Raw genomic sequence first — 13,988 nt, 5'->3', positions numbered from 1 at the left:
TTTGAATGCAAATTAGTGCAAAAAATATTACCCTATCTTATCAAGCAGCAGGAAGCTTTAAAAGTAAAGATGAAGCACAAAAAAATATAAAAGAAAATTTAAAAAATTACGGAGTAGAACTAAACGACAAAGAATTAGAAAAACTAACAGCAAAAGGAGAAAATGACAGCTTTTTTGCTTTAAGTTTTGAAATCAGTATTACAGAAATTAGCATTCAAGGTAATCTTCATGAAATAGCGAACAATAGGGGAAATATCAAAAACTTTTTAAATGATTTTAAGGATTTAACTTTAAAGAATTTGAATCAGGAATTAGCAAAAGACTTAATAAGCGAAAATGGTTTATTTGGAGCTAAAAACTCAGGTCAAAAAATAGCAAATAGTATTCTTGAACTAGCAAATAACGATGTTGATAAATTAAAAACAGCAAAAAATGGTTTGCTAGATGGCTTTAATGAAGCGTTTAAAAAGTTTGGCTTTAAAGATGATTATATGAGCTTAGCTAATAAAACCTTAGAAAATGCCTTTAAAATGATAGATGAACAAATCGCAAAATTAGGCGAAAATATATTTAATTTAAAAGCTTAAGATGAGAATATATATCCACATTCCTTTTTGTGCTAGCAAATGCTCTTATTGTTCTTTTGCTAGTTTTACAAATAAGCAAAAAATAAATGAGTATTTTAAGGCTTTAGAATTAGATTTATCAAGGTTTTTGCCTTTTTCTAAAGACATAAAAAGCATATATTTTGGGGGTGGAACGCCTAGTTTTATACCTGCAAAGTATTATGAAAATTTATTTAAATTACTAAAGCCATTTTTAAATGCAAATTGTGAAATAAGTGCTGAAGCAAATCCAAATTCTTTAAGTCTTGAATGGCTTAATACTATGAGAAATTATGGACTAAATCGCATTAGCCTTGGGGTTCAAAGCTTTAATGATGAAAAGCTAAAATTCTTAAATAGAAGCCATTCATCACTTGAAGCACTAAATCAAATCGCCCTACTTAAAAAAGAAAAAATAAATTATAGTATTGATTTAATATATGGAACTTTTATGGACGATTTAACTATGTTAAATAATGAGCTTGATGTATTAAAAAGCTTAGAATTAAATCATCTAAGCGCTTATACTTTAATACTTGAAGAAAATACTCCATTTGCTAATAAAATAGAATTTTTACAAAAAAACGATGAGCTAAACTGCTATTTTTACGAACAAATCAACAAAATAGGCTTAAAAGCCTATGAAATAAGCAATTTTGCAAGTTCAAGTGATTACGAATGCTCTCACAATAAAGCTTACTGGAATAAAGATGATTATATCGGCATTGGGCTTTCAAGTGTAGGAACGAGCAAAAATATTCGCTATTATGCAAGCTCTAGTCTTGCTGAATACATAAATAATCCACTAAAAAGAAGTAAAGAAATATTAAGCTTAGATGATATTAGATTAGAAAGCATTTTTTTAGGTCTTAGATCAAAAGTAGGGGTTAGCTTAGAACTTATTAAGGATTTATCAAAACTTGATGATTTAAAAGAATTAGTTTATATTAAAAATGGAAGATTATTTAATAAAAACTACTTATTAAGTGATGAAATAGCATTGTTTTTAGAATAAATTTTATTTAAACTAATTTCAATATATTTCCTTTATTTTTATTTTCATTTTTATTGATTAATTCTTCTAATTTTTCTAAATCGCTTTTATTAAATTTATTAAACGAAAGCTCATAAGATATATAAAAAATCTTAAATCTTTTTCGCTTTAAAAAAATTCTTATAGTATTTTTAAAATTTGTTTTAAGAAAATAATATTCCTTAATATCATCATATTTTATTCTGCTAACTCCTAAGCCTTTTACAAATACCAAGCAATCTTCATAGCAAATCACTCTTTTAACACCACAAAATATAATTAAAGTGCATAATATAATTACTACTCCGATTATTTTATAAATAATTAATTCATCTTTTAAAAAGCTTACAATACTAATAAATGAAAGCAGCATTAAAAATCCAAAAGTTATATGGGCTAAATCAAATCTTTTTGGATTAATCACATAAATTGCATTGCTTGTATCAACTTCTCTTAATATATAAATTACAAGGATATAAATAACAATAAAAATCATAAAATATAGCCAATTTTCTACCATAAAAATAAGTGAAATTAAACTAAACAAAACAATAGCAAAAAGTTTTGATTTATCATAAAAATACTTCATTGATAAAACAAAATAATGAACAAACATATAAACAAACATTAAAAACAAATAATTTTCAATAAAACAAGATTTAATTGCAAGATATACAAAAACAGCATTTATAGGAGTTAATGCAAGTATGATTATAAATTTTAAATTCTCTTTAATCATTTAATATTTCTTATCTAATAATGTGTATTTTACTTGTTTATCTTGATTATAAATGTCTAAGATTTCTTTTAACAAGCGAACCACTTCTTTTTCGCTAAGCAAATTATTACCGGTAATATCTATGATTGCAAATATAGCATTATCATTTGATAGGCGTTTTTTATGAACAAGAATTATTTTTATAATATCTGTTTTATAGTTTAAAATCCAAATTATTCTATTTGAATTTAGATCACAATCTATGAAAAAACATTCAAGCTCTTTATCAATTAGCATTGTTTTTGTATTAAATATAGTATCTTGTGTATTAAAATTAGAAAGCACTTCATTTATTTTATACTTTTCATAAATTTCGTTATTAATTTCTATATTTTTAAAATCTAATTTAAGTTGCGTATTGCCTATAAAGCTTGATTTGTTTTTAAGCAATTTCTTACATAACATTACTAGCAAATAATAATACACAAATGGCAAAATCAAAGCTATTATTGCACCTATTGACAAGGTCAAAACAGGGATATAAGATAAGCAAAACACAAGAGTTAAAAACGCTTTGCATAATTCTTTTGATACAGTGAAATATATTATATGAGTTAAAAAACATAAAGGTATAATAAATATTGAACCAATTAAACTTCCATAAGGTGCTTGTAGAATTGATAAATTAGACATATCATGAGCAGAATATCCAAAAATAACCATCATAAACAAAAAATAATAAATAGGCGATATTGCAATTAAAATTACAATTTTTATCACAATTTTTTCCATTATAAAATCTCCTTTTGTTATAAGTATTCTCCTAACACTTCATCTATTATATATGCTTTAAATTCTTTATCATTATTTAAGCTTCCATTCCATTTATAAACAGTTAATATTTCTCTTAATAAATCTATTATTTCTTTTTCATTTAATGTTTTATTATCTCTTATAGAAAGGATTTTATAAACTCTATTATAAACTACATTATCAATCTCTTGTTTGATATCATAATCTAAAATTATCCTTATATGCTCGCCTTTATAATATAAAATCCACAAAGACTTACTAAGCTTTGCATGGTCTAGCTCAGGGTCATCAAAATTCATACATCTTATAAACCAGCAGTCTAATTCTTCATCTATTACAATGCGTTTTTCAAAAGGAAATTTATGATGTTGTCTGAGATACCAATCATTAGAATATCTAATACAAATATCTACAAAAGAATATTTTTTCTCTAACCTATCATCAATAATTGCATTTTTAAAAGCCATTATTTCTCCTTTTTAATAAGAACATATTTATCAATAATTAATATATGAAATACATGCATAAAATAACCATACAAAAATAATAAGATAAAAAAACATATAAGTTCGTTAGCTATAACACAATAAAACACATACATTAAAATAATACTAAAAATAAGAGCAAAAACATTGCAAGCAAAAATCAAAATTCCTAAAATATCTCTTGTTTAATGTTTATAAATAGCTTCACAATAATCGCATTTCATTATATATCCTAAATCTTCATCAAAAACATGTGTTTTAGGTAAGGGAATTTTATTTTTACAAACTTCACATTTTTTATAAAAAACATTTAAATGCCCTAACTTGCTAATAAATTTTTTATATATTATAAAGTCATAATTAGAATTCATAAATTTACAAGCAGTTATTAATATGTGTTGTTTTTTTTTGAAAGTTTTATATTAAAAATATCTTTAATTTTTAAGTTTAAATTCCTAATCCAAATTCTTAAAGAATTTGGATTTAGATTATAAATATACTTGAATAGTATTGTTTTTATCATCTGTATATAAAATAAATCCAGATGAATTAGGTGCGTAAGCATTTGTGTCTTGGATTAATTTTTCTGAATTTTCTAAATAAGATGATAAATCAGGCTTAGTTACTTTATCTACTAAATCCTCATAGCTTGGTAACTCTTTTTTAGCTGTATTTATAAAATCATCGTAGCATAAAGTTTTATCACTAAAAACAAATTTTTCAATCTTATTAAACCCTATTCCAAAATTGCCTAATATTGTAACGCTATCTTTATTATTGTTATACTTAATGATTAGGTTATCTACATCTTTTTTTAACACAACTTCACTAAAGCTAATATCGTTAAATTTAATAGTATCATATCCTAAAGCATCTTTTATATAATCATTACCATCGCCTCTATTAAAAATATATGTATCATTTCCAGCACCGCCATCTAAATAATCATCTCCTTTACCGCCAATTAGAGTATCATTACCAAATAAGCCATATATTTTATCGCTATATTCGCTTCCGATTAAAGTATCATTACCCCAAGTAGGAGTTAATACCATTTGTCTTAATTCATCAGCGCTTAAAGTCTTATCCTGCATTACTAAAGCAGATATATCATAATCTTTTTTGAAAAAATCTACAACTTTTATAGATGAACTATCATCAACTACTTTTCTAAACCAACCAGCACTTTTTAGCTTATTTATTATTAAATCATCATTATCTCTAGTGATTTTTACAAATGATGAGCTAACATCTAGGATTATTTCATCATAAGCATTATCATTCCTAAGATTAATTATCCTATCATGCCCCCAAACTCCTTTATAAATATACTTATCATTCCCCATACCGCCTTGCAAGATATCATCTCCTGCTCCGCCTATTATGATATCATCACCATCTCCTGCATAAATATCATCATTACCATTGCCACCATTTATAATATCATTTCCTGCTCCACTTCTTATGATGTCATCTCCATCTCCACCGTCAATAATATCATCTCCATTATGTGTGATTATGGTATCGTTGCCATCTAGCATAGTTATTACATAATCTTTATTTGTAAAAAACATTGTAAAGTTATCATCACCATTTGTAGGTGTATAAACTCTATTAATTATCTCATCCTTATTTATACTTGTATTATTAGCAAATTTGATTTCATCAATAGTATTTCTTAAATCTTCATATGCAAAAAAGTCTTTAACTCTAATGCTATTACTATCATCTTTAATTAGCATTAAATCATTATAATTTCTTACATATTTTAAATTATCAGCATTTATACTTGCATCGTTAAATTGAATACAATCTATATCATTTAGATTTGATTTATAGTTTATGATAGTATCGTGCCCGAAATCTTTATCAAAAACATAAGTATCATTACCATTACCACCCACTAAAGTATCATCGCCAATTCCACCGATTAAGGTGTCATCGCCATCAAGTCCATATAAAACATCCTTGCCATTTAATAAATTTGTCCCTACTAATGTATCATTAGCATTTGTTCCTGTTTGAGTTGATAGTGCATTGATAGTGTCTTCATCTAAAAGTTTTAAATAATCGCTTAAAGTATTGCTATCCATTGTTTTTATAAAACTACCTAGTAATATTACACAATCATTTAAAGAATTTATATCTTTAAAGCTTGTTATAAACTCAGCTAAATCAACGAAGGCTTTTTTAGGATTTGTTTCATTAATAGCCTTGAATTTCTCTATACTTTTAGAAAAATCTAATTTAAGCTCATAAGAGCCATTGTTTTCGTAGCTAGTAATGTTTATTTCATTATAGTATTCTTTTAATCTTGTTTGAAATAACAATCCCTTATAAACATAAGTTCTTAAACTATCATAAGTATTATTAAAGCTATTTCTAAGCTCGTTAAATTCATTTAAACTAGCTACATAAAAATCTTGATTATTAACGCCTAAAAATGAATTAATAATTGATATTTTTTGCTTAAGCTCATTAAACTCATTTTTTAAACTTTCACTAATAGTAAAATTAGCATATTCTCTAGCTTGTGATGGCGTAAGCCATAAATCCCTTATACTATCAGTATTGTTAGGATTATCGCTATCAAATTCTTTAGTTTTAGATAGGTTAAAGTCTTTGTTTAAAGCTTTATTAGTATTAGCCCAAGAATAAATTAGACTATCAAGCTTGTTTAATTGCTCTTCTTTGCTATTTGCTAATGAATAATCTTTAAGCAATGCTTTTAATTCTTCATCTAAACAAGCAGCATCCCTTAAATCTCTTAATACTCCATAGCCTTTAAGATTTGCTAGATTTAATTCTTCTTCTGAATATATTATCTTGTCTTTAAATACTCTTTCTATACTACTAACGCTAAAATTAATATCAGCTAATAAGCTTTCTTTACCATCCTTGATAAAGGTAGCTGTTTGAGTGATAGTATTATCATTATCAAGCTTTTGATTTGTATCTTTATAGTTTAGATTTATACTAGTTATGTTTAAATCTTTTAAAGACTTTAGCTCATTTATTTGCGTTATGCCATCTTCGTTTAAGTCTTGCCATACTTTAAGATTGTTAAACTCTTTATCGTTTATATCAATTACTCCATCTTCATTGCTATCTAAAAGTTTTAATGCTTCAAAGCCGTTTAGAGCATAAGAATTTGAACTAATTTCAGTAAAGTTTCCAAATAATTCATTGCCATTATCTATTAGATTATTATTGTTTTTGTCTAACACTAATAATCCATCATCTTTGCTAATCCAAGATGATTTATAAGCTATGTTGTCGTTGTTGTGGTCAAAAAATGCCTTAGAATTATTAAGAGTGATTGTATCTATTCTTCCGTTGTTGTTTAGGTCTAGGACTAGTGGGTCGTATTTTATAACTTTAGCTGTTGGATTATAGAAAATGTTTAAAGTCTTATTTTTATATAAGCTATTTTTAAAATCACCATTAAAGTCTTCTTTTAGCGCATTACCAAAAGTATTTGAAACGAAATCTTTATAATCAAATATTTTTGCCAAATCTCCGTTTGCTTCAACCAATACTTTATCTTCTAAAAATTTCACTCTTCCTTGTTCTATTAAATTTGGATTTAGTTTGATTAAAGATTTAACACTCATCTTATTTGCTTTTGCAATATCTATGATTGTATCGCCTTGTTTTACTACATATTTCTTATTATCTCCTAATAAAATCTCTTCTCCTACTAATATCTTAATATTAGTTAGCACAAATGATTTGCTAGGTATATAATCTATAATATCTTTTAAAGTATCATTATCTAATTGTTTTATATCATATTTAACATTATTGATACTAGCCTTATTTGCCCCACTAAATAGTGCTAAATCAAATAAATCTTCATCAGATAAATTAGAATTATTATCAGTGCTTATTGTGATAAAATTATTGCTTTTTTCAACTTGAACTGAATTATTATAATCACTTAATGCAATATCATAATTATTAAATTTATAATTGTTTATAAAATCAATCCCATCATTAATATTATCTGCTTTAACGATGATATTATTATCTTTAACTTCTGCTTCTAATATAGGCTCACCTTTTTTCTCATACGCTTTTGGTGTAAATAAATCTATAACATCACTAAACCATTTATCAAAAGTTACATTAGAATAATAATCCTTTATCAAATCAAAATCTAAAACTGACTTGGCATTTTCAAACATTTCTTTTGCAAACTCTCTATCATTCAGCATTCTTTCGTAAAATTCAACAGCTTCAGGTAATGCCTTTTCAAAATAATTAGCTGCACTATAATCTGTAGCTAATTCATAAGTTGCAGCACCTATTCCATTGTCAAAAACTTTTATGTAATTCGATATTTTTAGAGCTTTAAAAATAGTATTATCGATTATATTGCCAAATATGTTTCCTGCAATTTCAAATTTCGTTTTATCTTTTAGATTACCTACATATGCTGAAAACAATCCTGATTTAATATCATATATTATACTAGGTTTTAAACCTAGTTTAGTTCTACAAATCTGCGTTACTCCTTGAGATACAGAAAACCACCAGTTAATATAATCACCTAAATCTCTTTTGTTAAAATCAAACATTTACTCTCCTTTTACTTAAAATCTTTTCAATTTTATTTTGTTGTTTTGTTATGTATTTTTCACCTAGTGGTTGTATGTCTTTTTTGTTATCTAATTCATAACCACCTTTGCTAATAGCAGCTGAATTTCTTCTATATTCTGTATATAAAAAATAAACCGATAAATCATCAACAAAAGGCAATGAAACTAGCTTAGTTTTAGTTTGATATATTGTATAGGTTTTAAGTTTTATGCCGTTTTGACTAATCAAAATAATATAACTAACTAAAACATTTATTATAAAAAATATAAAATGAAAAGGAGAATAAAGTATTTTAAGAATAGGTTCATCCATTCTATAAGTCCAGCTTTTATCTTCTTCATTTTGTGTTTTAAACATTTCATACTCAAATATGAAAGAATAACTCAATGCTGGACGCTTGGTTTTTAACCTAAAAACTATATCGCTTTTATTTATAATTGCTGTTACTTTTTTAAAGCTTTTACCTATACCTAATACACCGATATCATCTATTTCGTAGGTTTCAAAATATATATTTTCGTTATCTACACTAATATAAAAATCATTATTTTTAACAAATCTAAGTCTTTTTATCGGTCTATTAATAAAACATTCAAGAAGTGCATAAATAAAAAACGGCAAAACAAACAATAGCTTATTTTGTTTTATTATCTCGCTAGTTGTTGGGTCTTGAATAGTAAATAATACACCTGCTTTATCTAAAAGAAAAATAATAATGCTAATTATAAAAAAAATCATAAAATAATCATAAAACAATCTAATAAGCTCTAAACTATATAAATAATCGTTTTTTATTTTATAATCTTTTAAATTATCTATATTCAAATTTATCCTTTAGTTTAAATAAATATTAATATAGCAAATAAACAATAAAAAATTCATAAAATTTAAAAATAATTATTAAAATTATGTTACTTTTCGTAATAAATAATATTAAAAAATATTTTTAATTTAATTTCAAATTCCTAATTCAAATTCTTTTAAAACTATAAATAATATTTATTAAATTATTTATAGTTTTAGTGTTTATAGATTTTGCTGTTTATATAAGTGTGCGTAGTATCCATTAAGCTCCATTAGTTTTGTATGATTTCCACACTCAACCAAATTACCCTTATCAAGGACTAATATCTCATCACAATCTTTAACCGTGCTTAATCTATGTGCTATTATTATAAAGGTTTTGTTTTGTTTAATTAGTGATAGATTTGATGTGATGATTTTCTCACTTTCATAATCAAGTGCTGAAGTAGCCTCATCAAATATCAAAACCCTTGGATTATGTAGCAAAGCTCTTGCTATTGCTATTCTTTGTCTTTGACCGCCACTTAATGCAGAGCCTCTTTCTCCTACTAAAGTATCATAACCTGCACTAAGTTCGCTTATGAAATCATGTGCTCCTGCTATTTTGCATACATTTATTATTTCTTGCATTGATGCACTTGGCTTTGATAGGCTTATGTTTTCTTTGATGCTACCGCTAAATAAATAATTTTCTTGTAAAACTACGCCTAAATTACTCCTTAAAACATAAGGATTTAAATGTCTTAAATCTATTCCATCTATATAAATAGAGCCTTCGTTTGGGATATAAAGTCTTTCTATAAGTTTTGTTATGGTGCTTTTACCACTGCCACTGCGTCCTACTATTCCTATGCTTTTATTTGCTTGTAGGTTAAAGCTTAGATTGTTTAAGACATAGTTAGAATTTGGGCTATATTTAAAGCTTACATTATCAAATTTTATATTACCTGATACTTGATTTAGCGATATAGGTTTATTTGTAGTTTGCTCTTGCGGTGTATTTAAAATATCTCCTAATCTATCTACGCTTAAAATAGCTTGTTGTAATTCATTCCACAAGCTTACAAGTCGCATAATAGGAGCGCTAAATTGATTAGCAAACATCTGAAAGGCTATTAATTGTCCTACGCTTAAACTCCCATCAATTACTAATCCTACTCCAAAATATAAAATCGCTAATGTCATAAGCTTTTGTAAAGAATTAGCAAAAGTGCTTGCGATATTGCTTAGATTGCTTAAATTAAAAGATGATTTTAAATATTTTGCTAAATAATCTTCCCAGTATTTTTTCATACTACCTTCAATGGCTAGGGATTTTATGGTTTGCATTCCTGTTATGCTTTCTACTAGATATGAATTAGATGCTGCTCCCATTTGGAATTTATCTTCAAGCCTTGCTCTTAAAATAGGCGTTATGAAAAAATAAATCAAAGCAATGCAAATCACAAAAGCTAATGAAACAAATGTTAGCTTCACGCTATATAAAAGCATCATCAAAATAAAAACTATACTAAATAATAAATCTAAAATCACGCTTACTGATTTGTTGGCTATAAAATCTCTTATATTATCAAGCTCTCTTATTCTAGCTGCTATGTTGCCTACTTTTCTATTCTCAAAATACACCATAGGTAACAATAATAAATGTGTAAATAACTCACTGCCTAATTTTGCGTCAATTTTTGTGGTAGTATGAGTAAAGATATAATTTCTACTAAGGCTTAATAAACTTTCAAAAACAATAACGCTAAAAAACGCAAAAGCGATTACATTAAGTGTGCTTATACTATGGTGTAACAAGACTTTATCAAGGACTACTTGGGTAAATAAAGGTGTAACTAAGCCAAATAATTGCATAACAAAACTTGCTAATAAAATTTGTAATACAATACCTTTATAGCTTAGCATTCTTTTATAAAACCAAGAGAAGCCAAACTTTACACTATCGTTTAATAATTTGTGTGCTAGGATTAAGATTTTATCACTTGATAAGCTATATAATTCTTCATAGCTAATTTGCCTTGCTTCTTTTCCACCATCAAAAATAAGAGCTTGCTGATTATTAAAATCAAGTTTTAAAACTACAAAATATGTTAAATCTTTTTTCAAAAATATAAAAGGTGCTTTATATAAATGAAGGTTTTTTAAATTAAGCTTTTTAATTTTTACCTTAAAATCATTATCTTTAGCGATTTTTGCTAGTTCGTAAATACTTGGCTCGCTATCTTTTAAAGCGTATTTGTTACAAATCGCATTAATATCTATTGATATATTTGCAAATTGCGCACAAAGTGATAAGCAACCTAAGGCTGTATGCATATTAATATCCTTTTTTACAATTATTAAATTGATTATTTATTAAATTAATTTTAATAGCGTTTGCATTTGCATTTATTATATATTCATTTAAATCTTGGAGTTTTTTATAGTTTTCTATACTTGCATTTATAACTTCAAATTTTGACTTTTCACCAGTTTTGTGTAGTTTGGTTACATTATGCATATTTGCATTTGCTTCTTTGCTTATTATTTTTAAGGTTTTTATTATTTCATCTTTGTTTTGGATAAAAAATATAAGCTCGTTTATTTGTTTTTCATATTCTAGCTTTGCTTGTATTAGCTCTTGATTTAACTTGTTTATTTCTAATTGTTTTAACTCTTTAGATGAATTTGTTTTAAATCCATCAAATATAATATAATTAATCCCAATTCCTACTAAATACCCGTGTTTTTTAGAGCTATCGGTAAGGTTTTGGTAATTATTTTTGGTTTTATCATAAAAATCATATCTTGAATAAAGGCTTATTGTAGGGCGTTGATTTAGGGATTTTAGTTCATACATTGAGCTTTTAATTTTAGAATTTAATTCTAAAAATTTATTTGTTTTTTCAAATTCTAAAAAATCTAAAGCAATTTCATCAATTTTACTAAAATCATCTATTTTATCAATGTTAAGATTTGATAAATACGATATATATGATAAATAATTTCTTAATTCAAATTCTAGTTTTAAAATCTGCGTTTTTGCCTCACTAAAGTCTAAAAAATAAGAATTTACATTGATTAAATCTAATTCTCCAACTTTATTTAATCTCTTTGATAATTTATATAAACTTTCATAAGCAAGGCTTAAATTTTTATATGTTTTTAATTTATTTTCACTCAATAGTGCGAGTTTGTAGTATTCTAATAAATCTAGTGATAATTGTAATTCCTTATAACACTTATTGTAATTACTTGTAGTGATATTTTCTTTAGCTGATTTGATTTTATAATAATCATTTCCAAATTTGAATAAATCATATTTTAATATAAGCGATATTGTGCTTTGATGATTGTTATAATCGCTAAAAAGCTCTCTTTTATAATCATTACTTTTTGTATTTGAATATCTAAAATCTGCATTAAATGATAATTCTGGATATAAATATGATTTATAAAAATCATAATTATAATTAGCACTTTTTATATCTATTTTTGCAATATTTATGATAGGAGAATTTTTAAGTGCATGTTCTAATATAGTGTAAAAATCTTTAGCCTTTAATGTGCTAAGCATTATAAGAAAAATAAAAATAATTCTCATCTAATACTAAGCCCTTCATCAAGATATCTAATAATAGGATATATAAAAAACTCTATCACTCTTCTTTTGCCAACCTTTACTTCAGCTATCACTTGCATTCCTGGTTCTATTTCTTTTATCTCACCATCTACTATCAAATGATTTTTTAAAGGTTTTACCTTAATTTCAAAAATATCTCCTAATTTTTCATCTTTTATAGCATCGTTTCCGATATGCTCTAATACTCCATCTAGTTTGCCGTATTTTTGAAAATTAAATGTGGTTATTTTGATAGCTACATTTTGCCCTTTTTTAAGATATCCTATATCTTGATTTAATACATTTGCTTTTATTATAAGTGGCTTATCAATTGGGATTATTGATATTAATTGCTCATTGCTTGATACTGAGCTTCCTTCAGTGTTTACGAATAATTTTCCTACATATCCATCAACTGGTGATGAAATAACTTGCCTTAGACTTTGAAATTCTATCGCATTTATATCTGCTTTTAATAATGCTATTTCATTTTTAGTTTTTAAAAGTTCATCGTAATTTTTAGCAATAAAATTTGCTTTAAAGCTCTCAAGTTCTTTTGTGAGTTCGTTTAATTTATTTTCTAATTCTAAAGATTTGTTTTTATTTACAAGTATTTGTAATTGTAAATCTTGCTTTGCTTTTAATAAATTTTCATAATCTTTATAAGCGATTATGTCTTTTACCTTGCTAAGTCTATTTAGTTTTGAGCTTGTGTATTTATGCTCTATTTCTAATCTTTTTAATTCTTCCTTATTAGCTTGTAATGAATTAATAGTTTGTTTGATTTTAAATTCATAAGTATTTATGCTAGTTTTAAAGCTATTTAATTGGTTTTGATATAGGCTTAATTCTGCATTGCTAACATCTCTTAATTCGCTCTCGTTACTTAGTGCATTTAATCTTTTTAGACTATCTTCTAAAGCTTTTAAATTCTCTTTTTTACTTTCTAAATTGACTTTAGATACACTTGGGTCAACCAATATTAAAGGCTCATTTGCTTTTATTTTGTCACCTTCTTTTACAAGGATTTTGTAAATTACTCCGTTTTCTAAAGGTTTGATTATTTTAATTTCTCCATCAGGCACTACTTTACCACTAGCACTTACTACTATATCAACCTTAGCTAGTATTAGCCAAGCAATACTAAAAACTATTACAAATAAAACTATATATAAAATACTTTTGCCTAATGGATTTTGCGGTCTATCTTCTAACTCTACTAAAAGTGGTTTAAATTCGTGTGTATCATCATCAAATTTTTTAAAAATTTTAAACATATTTTACCTAATTAATATATTTTTTAAATACTTAAATAATAATTACC

The 13,988-nt window shown here is 25.6% G+C and carries 10 protein-coding genes; 2 read left to right on the top strand and 8 right to left on the bottom strand.

Translation table 11 applies throughout. The features are described from left to right. Positions 1-5 precede the first annotated feature (5 nt). Positions 6-587 (top strand): hypothetical protein, encoded by a 582-nt coding sequence (locus AVANS_RS04695; RefSeq protein ID WP_239818504.1) that lies wholly within the window; start codon positions 6-8, stop codon positions 585-587. 1 nt (position 588) lies between these two features. Next, positions 589-1,620, top strand: a complete 1,032-nt coding sequence (gene hemW, locus AVANS_RS04690) for a radical SAM family heme chaperone HemW (RefSeq protein ID WP_239818503.1) — start codon at positions 589-591, stop codon at positions 1,618-1,620. Between the two features lie 7 nt (positions 1,621-1,627). Here the strand turns inward: hemW and AVANS_RS04685 are convergent, their stop codons facing one another. The 8 genes from AVANS_RS04685 to AVANS_RS04650 all read right to left on the bottom strand — a co-directional run bounded on the left by AVANS_RS04685 (position 1,628) and on the right by AVANS_RS04650 (position 13,941). Then, complete coding sequence (locus AVANS_RS04685; protein ID WP_239818502.1) at positions 1,628-2,377, bottom strand: hypothetical protein; 750 nt, start codon at positions 2,375-2,377, stop codon at positions 1,628-1,630. Further along, complete coding sequence (locus tag AVANS_RS04680) at positions 2,378-3,148, bottom strand: hypothetical protein (RefSeq protein WP_239818501.1); 771 nt, start codon at positions 3,146-3,148, stop codon at positions 2,378-2,380. 17 nt (positions 3,149-3,165) lie between these two features. After that, complete coding sequence (locus AVANS_RS04675) at positions 3,166-3,636, bottom strand: hypothetical protein (RefSeq protein ID WP_239818500.1); 471 nt, start codon at positions 3,634-3,636, stop codon at positions 3,166-3,168. A 506-nt stretch (positions 3,637-4,142) separates the two neighbouring features. Continuing rightward, complete coding sequence (locus tag AVANS_RS04670; RefSeq protein WP_239818499.1) at positions 4,143-8,234, bottom strand: calcium-binding protein; 4,092 nt, start codon at positions 8,232-8,234, stop codon at positions 4,143-4,145. Continuing rightward, entirely contained in the window at positions 8,227-9,081 is an 855-nt protein-coding gene (locus tag AVANS_RS04665; protein ID WP_239818498.1) for a hypothetical protein, read from the bottom strand. Before AVANS_RS04665 ends, AVANS_RS04670 begins: the two co-directional genes overlap by 8 nt. A gap of 201 nt (positions 9,082-9,282) precedes the next feature. Continuing rightward, on the bottom strand, positions 9,283-11,379 hold the full coding sequence (locus AVANS_RS04660; RefSeq protein ID WP_239818497.1) for a type I secretion system permease/ATPase: 2,097 nt from the start codon (positions 11,377-11,379) through the stop codon (positions 9,283-9,285). 1 nt (position 11,380) lies between these two features. Further along, the gene (locus tag AVANS_RS04655; RefSeq protein ID WP_239818496.1) at positions 11,381-12,646 is read right to left on the bottom strand and encodes a TolC family protein; all 1,266 of its coding nucleotides are present in this window, start codon (positions 12,644-12,646) and stop codon (positions 11,381-11,383) included. Further along, positions 12,643-13,941, bottom strand: coding sequence for an HlyD family type I secretion periplasmic adaptor subunit (locus AVANS_RS04650; protein ID WP_239818495.1), 1,299 nt, complete (start codon positions 13,939-13,941; stop codon positions 12,643-12,645). Before AVANS_RS04650 ends, AVANS_RS04655 begins: the two co-directional genes overlap by 4 nt. Positions 13,942-13,988 lie beyond the last annotated feature (47 nt).

This window comes from Campylobacter sp. RM5004 (genome assembly GCF_022369455.1).
In the GTDB taxonomy this organism is placed as follows: Bacteria; Campylobacterota; Campylobacteria; order Campylobacterales; family Campylobacteraceae; genus Campylobacter_E.
The sequence above is the reverse complement of the archived record's forward strand: the minus strand, read 5'-3'. Positions and strand labels throughout refer to the sequence as shown.

What these genes read in the sequence shown, in the direction of transcription:
- hemW (WP_239818503.1), top strand. Translation starts at nt 589, where the DNA reads ATGAGAATATATATCCACATTCCTTTTTGTGCTAGCAAATGCTCTTAT.
- AVANS_RS04695 (WP_239818504.1), top strand. Translation starts at nt 6, where the DNA reads ATGCAAATTAGTGCAAAAAATATTACCCTATCTTATCAAGCAGCAGGA.
- AVANS_RS04680 (WP_239818501.1), bottom strand. Translation starts at nt 3,148, where the DNA reads ATGGAAAAAATTGTGATAAAAATTGTAATTTTAATTGCAATATCGCCT.
- AVANS_RS04675 (WP_239818500.1), bottom strand. Translation starts at nt 3,636, where the DNA reads ATGGCTTTTAAAAATGCAATTATTGATGATAGGTTAGAGAAAAAATAT.
- AVANS_RS04685 (WP_239818502.1), bottom strand. Translation starts at nt 2,377, where the DNA reads ATGATTAAAGAGAATTTAAAATTTATAATCATACTTGCATTAACTCCT.
- AVANS_RS04670 (WP_239818499.1), bottom strand. Translation starts at nt 8,234, where the DNA reads ATGTTTGATTTTAACAAAAGAGATTTAGGTGATTATATTAACTGGTGG.
- AVANS_RS04660 (WP_239818497.1), bottom strand. Translation starts at nt 11,379, where the DNA reads ATGCATACAGCCTTAGGTTGCTTATCACTTTGTGCGCAATTTGCAAAT.
- AVANS_RS04655 (WP_239818496.1), bottom strand. Translation starts at nt 12,646, where the DNA reads ATGAGAATTATTTTTATTTTTCTTATAATGCTTAGCACATTAAAGGCT.
- AVANS_RS04650 (WP_239818495.1), bottom strand. Translation starts at nt 13,941, where the DNA reads ATGTTTAAAATTTTTAAAAAATTTGATGATGATACACACGAATTTAAA.